The organism is Moorena sp. SIO4G3, assembly GCF_010692305.1.
Classification (GTDB): Bacteria; Cyanobacteriota; Cyanobacteriia; order Cyanobacteriales; family Coleofasciculaceae; genus Moorena; species Moorena producens_A.
The window spans coordinates 1-7,191 of sequence record NZ_JAAHIG010000425.1 but is presented as its reverse complement, the minus strand read 5'-3'; the positions used below and the strand labels follow the sequence as shown (position 1 = coordinate 7,191).

5 protein-coding genes and 1 pseudogene are annotated in these 7,191 nt (G+C 44.5%); 2 read left to right on the top strand and 4 right to left on the bottom strand.

The features are described 5' to 3' along the window. Nucleotides 1–772 precede the first annotated feature (772 nt). The 3 genes from F6J99_RS38845 to F6J99_RS38835 form a co-directional block, all read right to left on the bottom strand. Nucleotides 773–1,810, bottom strand: coding sequence for a glycosyltransferase family 4 protein (locus tag F6J99_RS38845; protein ID WP_293121365.1), 1,038 nt, complete (start codon nt 1,808–1,810; stop codon nt 773–775). A gap of 620 nt (nt 1,811–2,430) precedes the next feature. After that, nucleotides 2,431–3,120, bottom strand: a complete 690-nt coding sequence (locus F6J99_RS38840) for a Crp/Fnr family transcriptional regulator (protein WP_293121363.1) — start codon at nt 3,118–3,120, stop codon at nt 2,431–2,433. Between the two features lie 940 nt (nt 3,121–4,060). Beyond that, the gene (locus tag F6J99_RS38835) at nt 4,061–4,372 is read right to left on the bottom strand and encodes a hypothetical protein (protein ID WP_293121361.1); all 312 of its coding nucleotides are present in this window, start codon (nt 4,370–4,372) and stop codon (nt 4,061–4,063) included. 289 nt (nt 4,373–4,661) lie between these two features. Between F6J99_RS38835 and surE the strand changes: the two genes are divergently transcribed. Both surE and F6J99_RS38825 read left to right on the top strand, forming a co-directional pair. After that, on the top strand, nt 4,662–5,345 hold the full coding sequence (gene surE / locus F6J99_RS38830; RefSeq protein ID WP_293121359.1) for a 5'/3'-nucleotidase SurE: 684 nt from the start codon (nt 4,662–4,664) through the stop codon (nt 5,343–5,345). 241 nt (nt 5,346–5,586) lie between these two features. After that, complete coding sequence (locus F6J99_RS38825; RefSeq protein WP_293121357.1) at nt 5,587–6,597, top strand: NAD-dependent epimerase/dehydratase family protein; 1,011 nt, start codon at nt 5,587–5,589, stop codon at nt 6,595–6,597. On the opposite strand, the pseudogene F6J99_RS38820 reads toward F6J99_RS38825, so the two are convergent. Continuing rightward, nucleotides 6,530–7,078 (bottom strand): annotated as a pseudogene (locus F6J99_RS38820) (transposase); the annotation flags it as partial. The gene F6J99_RS38825 and the pseudogene F6J99_RS38820 sit on opposite strands and share 68 nt — an antisense overlap. Nucleotides 7,079–7,191: the final 113 nt, after the last annotated feature.

Below are 7,191 nucleotides of genomic sequence, written 5' to 3'. Positions count from 1 at the left end.
AGGTTTCCCGCGCGCGTCCCCGATGCCTCAACCAGAGGAGCGACCCTAGGCCGGGGAACCCGACCTAGGAGGCGCGCGCCTGCTGGAATTGGTCTTACTCAGCGTCCACAGGCAGACATCCGCCTTCCGCAGACGTATAACTTTTACGACAGACTTACCATGGAATTACAGCTCTATGGCTAACCAGCCGGGGCAAGTCTCTTCCCTGAGCTCTGCTAGTACTTTTACACCTTGAAGGTAGCCTTTTAGTCAGTCAGGTGGGTCATCAACCAACTTTATTCTAACACGATTCCCAACAAGTCCTCGTCTCGCTATCCATCCCCACCGTGAAAGACGGTGGGGAATTCCGCGAGTTTTGTTAAAATAAATCAGTTTAAGATAAATCATTTGCTGTCATTGTTTCTTATTCAGAACTCAATGAACTTAGCAACTCAGGACTTCTCTATTTCATGTTTATGTTTGGAGTGAATTACTACCATTGCTTGCCACCTATAGGTAGGCTAGTCGAGCTAGTAGTGATCTGGTTCCCAGGGATTTTTCCTTAACTAGATTGAACTAGATTCTTTCAAAACTGTATATGGTTGTTCCTACTGGCCTTCACGTTTTCATAGTAATAGATTCACCGCACTTAAAAGTGCCGTGGTGGGCTACATCTCCCCCATGAATATGGGGAGTTTTGTGTCCCGATTTCCTATAATTATCTGGAAAAGGCGAAAAGCGCTGATCTAAACGATTAAACTGCACTGACAGGGGCTGAAGTTTTGGGATTAGCTTACTTATGCTGTTCTAGCACTTTCTGATAAGCTGCTTCATAGCCATCAACCATATTGGGAACACTGAAGGTCTCTTCCACATACTTACGGCACTCTTCGCGAGAGAGTTTAAGAGCTTCTGGAATGGCAGCTATCATGTCCTCAGGATTGGCACAGATTATGCCAGTTCTCTTGTCGGCCACCACCTCCGGTACAGCGCCAAAGTTCGTGGCAATCACTGGAGTGCCAACACACATTGACTCAATCATCACCAAACCAAACGGTTCGGGCCAGGTAATCGGAAAGACGGTCAGGCTAGCTTTGGATAATAATTCCACCTTCTCTTCGTGGCTGACTTCACCCAAGTATTGAATTTGTTTACCGTCAATCTGGGGAGCAATTTCTTCTTCAAAGAATTCCCGGTCAACTACATCAACCTTGCCCGCCATTTTCAAGTTCCAGCCAGTTTCACGGGCAATTCTGATTGCATGATGAGGTCCTTTCTCCTTTGACAAACGACCCAAAAACCCTAAGTAGGGGGGGTCATCGGCTGCTGTTGGATTGAAGGGATAATCTTCAATTTTAACACCATTGTAAACGGTACCAACATAATTCATCTCTGGTCCAGATGACCGCTGATGATTACTGATGCTAATATGAGGTATGTGGCTGTATCGCGCATAAGCCTTGCTAATATCATTGCCGAAGCGACCATGCATGGTATGAACTACAGGGGTCTTATACAAGTCAATTACCGGAAAGGTGATCATCCCTGTATGAAAGTGAATTAGGTCAAACTCATCAGCCACCTCGCCTATCTGAGCCAATTGCAGTAGTTCGTAAACTACCGGTGCCTCTACTGAGGGGTCAAGGCGCAACGCCTGAGGAGCCACAGACTTTAGTTTAGCCTTAGTGATGGAATCTCCAGACGCAAATAGGGTAACATCGTGACCGCGACGAACTAATTCATCAGTGAGTTGGCTAACCACTAGTTCGATACCACCATAGCCTGGTGGGGGAACTCTCTCCCATAACGGGGAAACTTGAGCTATCCGCATATCATAGTCCTCCAAAAATCTTCTAAATTAGCTTGATTGAGAGCTAGTAAAACTTAAGACGGTGCTTTTATCACAAATAAAAACTGATTCTGCTATCTTACAGAAAGTTTTTAGCTTTTGGGAAGAAGCTAGGCCTAATCTATCTACATGCCCCGGGAGTAAGTCAGCACCCTACAGGTGTAGATAGGTGATTTAATTTAAGTTTTATTTAACTTTATGAAGAAATATTAGCTTACGGTAAGTAATCTATCAAGCCCGATATTGGTGAATTCAGCCAAATCTCCTAACCCAGTCCTTAGAACCTAACAGGGTAACAACCCACTTGAAAAGTATACAGGGTGACGAGTCTAGGGTTAGCCTGTAGGGTGAACCACTGTGGAGAAAGCCGGTGTGGGGTGTAGGAAGAGGATTTACTGAATCAGGGTAATGAGTCAGGGTAATGGCTATTAGTCCTTCGGGGGGTGGCCTAAGCCCCAGAGCCAAATCCTCAAAATTCTTAATCTTTTAGAACAAGACAATGTGGTGAGTAGTGAGTAGTAAGGAATGTGGGTTTTAGGAACCTTAGTCCCACAAACCACGCCTCTGTTGTGGGGCAGCTACCACCTAGAGCTAATCTTGCCTCATGAGCTACCTCGTCTGACCAGCTGAGTTAGCTGCTTGATATTCATCAAGCGCATAGTTTGCTGCTCCGGGTCAACTTTAATCCAACCCTTACTCTCAAGCTTTTCCATAATTTTGGTAGTATCCTCTACACTGATATCTGTGATGTCAGCTAAGTCTTGATAGGAAATGTTATAGATTTCTGTGCCTTTTTCAGTGATTTCACCGTAATTGTCTGCCAAACCAACTAGAGTATTGACTAAATTAACTGCTGGAGGCTGATAGCGATTTTGTAACCGGACATTGCTTTGACGTAACCGTCGCACCATCAGTTGTAACATGCGATGGTGCAACTGGGGATCTTTAAACAGAGTTTGAATAAAGCGTTGCGCAGAAATGGTCAGTAGTCGCACGTTCGACATGGCAACAATATCGGTTGAGCGGGGAGATTCATCAAGAATTGCCATTTCACCAAAAAAGTCACCCCGACCCAAAATCGCCAGTGTGACATCGTTTTCACCGCGTAAGTGTCGCACTTTAACCCAGCCGGAGACAATAAAGTAAACAGCATTACCCCAAGCATCTTCCATGATGATAGCTCGGTCGGTGGGGTACTCATGCTCCACCGCTATAGACTCAAACCATTCTAAGGTTTCTGGGGTAGCTGTATTAAATAGTGGGAAAAGCTCACTATAAGCTGTAGTCTGCATTAGGGTTCTTTAAGCTGAGATTGAAAGTGATTATAGGCAATAGTAACGATCTCGAACTGCTTGGACACAACAAGCCTAGCAGTGATAGTGGTTAACCACATTCTATTAAACTAACTCTATTCAACCAACAGGTAAGTAAGGGTGAATACTGATGATACTATCAGCTATGGACTGTTGAGTGTTATCGTTCACCAGTTACGTAGATAATTTCATTCAACCTTCCCCTACTAACCTGTCCCCCATTTAAATTTAATAGTTTAGTGGCTGAATCCCTTTGTTGGTAAGGAGTGATGCGTAAAAATTAGATGGTAACTTAAATCTTTGATTGCTTAAATCTTTGATTGTAGTAGGATCTAGTAGGAGAGTCTTTTTTTCCTATAGTATGAACCTATTCACTACCAGAAGGTAGTTAGAGCATCCCGAATGTGAACCTCTCTATCAGTTAATTCTGCGACCCAAACAACTTGACTATACTATCTTTAACACTAGCTATTTCCGTTGTTTTAACCCCAGGTTCAATTTAAAATTGCATTTCTATTAGCACCAGCCCATCTCAGACCATAATGAACTAGCCCTGGACTAACGGTTACTTTTTTTTTACTATCCATAGGGTTAAGGAACGTACTGTATTTTAAAATCCTGACTAACCAGTTTTTTTGAACTTGTGGCTCATAATCTAAATTACAAACATCATTTATAAGGGATTTAATAGTCAATTATTTCTTAGTTTGTATTTTTATAATGGTATCGACCTTACCATTACTATTTCAGTATATCCGATACTCTCTGAGAGTGTTAAGACATAATAAAAAAAAATTGTGTTTTGGCTTACTCTTCCTAACTATGCATAGAGTAGCAGGGGAATTACCTCGACTACTTCTTGTTAAAGAAGCTGACCGCCAACAAATTCACACGGACTTTAGCTACTGTCCACTAACCTCTATTGAAACACGGTTTCCCTGGTCCGAATCTGCCTATTGTGAGCCTGGGCAATTTTCTGTTTCCGATTTTGGGCAATAACTTTGACTAGTATAAAAGGATTAATACCATGTTCGTTAGCATAGCGTAAGATATCTTGCAGCTCTTCTTCGGTAAAATTAACAGTTGGCTGAGAGTGGGTAGATGGCTGATTTTTGCTATTTTGAGTCATAATCCTGGTTGGCCAATAGGTTGAAAGTTGTAGATGTATCCCTGACTTGCCATAACAGTTGCTTGAAAGATTTTGAGCTGAGGTTGTAAGATCGCTGCTCATGGGTAGCTATAACCCAGCTATACTTTGAGCGATCAGCTAACGAGCTACTTTCCGGCTGCGCCAGCAGCTATTAACTTGTTAGCTGTACGGAGCTCAGAGCTGAAGCTCCATAGCTAAACCAAAAGCTAAGTTTATACCCAAAGGAAGTATAAGGGTGCAAATGCTCAAGCAATTTGAGATGATTGGTTTTAAGTTTCTAATACGGTTTCGATATTCCTTGATAGTTTGGCTTGGATTAGATCGTTTCCCATACTCAGCTGTTAATGATTAACCACTAACGACTAAACTAATGACTATAATCCTAACGAACGACGATGGGATAGATGCTCCCGGAATTAAAGCACTAGAGCAAGCGGTCAACGGTAACGGTAATTTTGTAATTATCGCTCCGAAGGAGCATCATTCAGGCTGTGGCCATCAGGTGACTACATATAAACCGATTCACGTCCAACGTCGGTCAGACTATGAGTATGCAGTCTCTAGTACCCCAGCGGATTGTACTCGCCTTGCAATATCACATATTATACCAGAGGTAAAGTGGGTTCTGTCAGGTATTAATGCTGGCGGTAACTTGGGGGTTGATGTTTACATTTCTGGTACAGTGGCGGCGGTTAGGGAAGCGGCGATACAGGGGATACCAGGTATTGCGATTTCCCAATGGATGAAAAAACCTTGGGTGATTAATTGGGAGGTGGCCAGTCGTTGGACAGCTAGGGTGTTGGCGGATTTGTTGAATCGTCCGATTGCTGCTGGTACTTACTGGAATGTGAATTTACCTCACTTGGAACCGGGTTCACCTGAGCCAGAGGTGGTATTTTGTGAACCGAGTACTCAACCGTTACCGACAAAGTATCGTGTGGAGGGGGATCACTACTATTATGAGGGGGAGTATGACAAACGCGATCGCGCTCCTGGTACTGATGTGGATGTGTGTTTTTCGGGTAATATTGCTGTGACTCAGTTGCGACTTTAAGGAATCAGGACTTACCCAAAACTGGGCACCAAACCCCCTTAGGTAGTAGGGTGCCCCTACTAGTAGAGTAACTCTCCAAGTCCTGGCAGCGATGCAGCGCCGACCTGCGGGGGTTTCCCCCACTCGCGCAAAGCATGGCTGACAATGCTATGGGTGGTTTGGTTTGGAACCACGAAGGCACAAAGTCCGCCCAGAGGTAATTAATAAATCAGTGAATCAAAGTTTTTAGTAATTAGTGACCATGCGAATTTTAATCATGGGTGGTACCCGGTTTGTTGGGGTTTATTTAACCAAGGTTTTGGTGGAGATGGGCCATGAGGTGGTGCTGTTCAATCGGGGTAATAAGCCAGCGCCACTGCCAGGAGTCCAACAGATTCATGGCGATCGCAAGGATCCGAATCAGCTCAAGGAAATGTTATCGTCTCAAGAGTTTGATGGGATTTTCGATAATAATGCTCGGGAGTTGAGTGATACTCAACCGTTAGTGGAAATTTTTAAAGACCGGGTGCAGCATTTTGTGTATATGAGTTCGGCTGGGGTGTATTTGAAGTCGGACCAGTTACCCCATCTCGAAGGAGATCCAGTTGATCCCAATTCTCGCCACAAGGGTAAACATCATACTGAGGCTTACCTACAAGAACTTGGGGTGCCATTTACCGCGATTCGTCCAACTTATATCTATGGTCCCCAAAATTATAATGATGTCGAGGCTTGGTTTTTTGACCGGATTGTTCGCGATCGCACTATTCCCATCCCTGGTAATGGCATGCACATTACTCAGTTAGGTCATTGTCAGGACTTGGCGAGGGCAATGGCCGCAGTACTGGGGAATCCGGAAGCGATTGGGAAAATTTACAATGTGTCCGGGGAACGCTATGTCACCTTTGATGGTTTAGCACGAACCTGTGCTATGGCCTGTGGTAAGTCGGCTGATGAGGTTAAGCTCGTGCATTATGACCCCAAGCAGTTTGATTTTGGCAAGCGCAAGGCTTTTCCATTTCGATTACAGCACTTTTTTGCTGATATCCATAAGGCTAAGACGGAACTTAACTGGCAACCGGAGTATGATTTGCTTTCGGGACTGAAGGATTCTTTCGAGAAGGATTATCTCGCTTCAGGTCGGGATCAAGCTGACGTGGATTTTGCCGTTGATGACCAGATATTAGCAGTTGACACTCCCCGGTCTAAAGACACGGGGATTCTTCAATCAATGACCCAGCTTGCTGAACCTGGTCGGAACCAAGAACAGTAGAGGCCAAATCTCCTGAAGCGTTCGGGTCTATGACCCAAGTTCCGACGTGCCCCGTCGTACTTATGGCTCTATTTCGGATATTGATTGCGGCATTATGATCCCTATCAAGCTCACACCCACATTTACAGGTATGGGTTCTAGTAGATAGGGACTTCTTAACAGTTTCACCGCAATCAGAGCAATTTTGGCTAGTATAAGCGGGATTTACTGCAACAGTTATCCGACCAAATTTAGTCCCAAAATGCTCTAACCATTTCCTGAATTGATACCAACCAGCGTCATTAATAGATTTAGCGAGACAGTGATTTTTTACTAGGTTCTTAACTCTTAAGTCTTCGTAGGCTACCAAATCGTTAGATTCGGCGAAGCCGACGCTGCGCGAACGGATTACGCAACGCGCCAGTCTCTTGGCATGTTCTTCACGTTGCCTACTTATTTTAAGGTGCTGCCTGCCTAGTCTATTAACCGCTTTGTTACGGTCGATGCCCGGTATTATCCGGGGCACCTCCGCTCCAGAACCGTGCGTGAAAGTTTCCCCTCACACGGCTCCTGGGTAAACTCGGTCTTTGACCGGCCTTTTGGCTTGCTCCAGTG

Coding starts and splice junctions, on each gene's coding strand:
- F6J99_RS38845 (WP_293121365.1), bottom strand. CDS start 1,810: ATGCGGATAGCTCAAGTTTCCCCGTTATGGGAGAGAGTTCCCCCACCA.
- F6J99_RS38835 (WP_293121361.1), bottom strand. CDS start 4,372: ATGAGCAGCGATCTTACAACCTCAGCTCAAAATCTTTCAAGCAACTGT.
- surE (WP_293121359.1), top strand. CDS start 4,662: ATGACTATAATCCTAACGAACGACGATGGGATAGATGCTCCCGGAATT.
- F6J99_RS38825 (WP_293121357.1), top strand. CDS start 5,587: ATGCGAATTTTAATCATGGGTGGTACCCGGTTTGTTGGGGTTTATTTA.
- F6J99_RS38840 (WP_293121363.1), bottom strand. CDS start 3,120: ATGCAGACTACAGCTTATAGTGAGCTTTTCCCACTATTTAATACAGCT.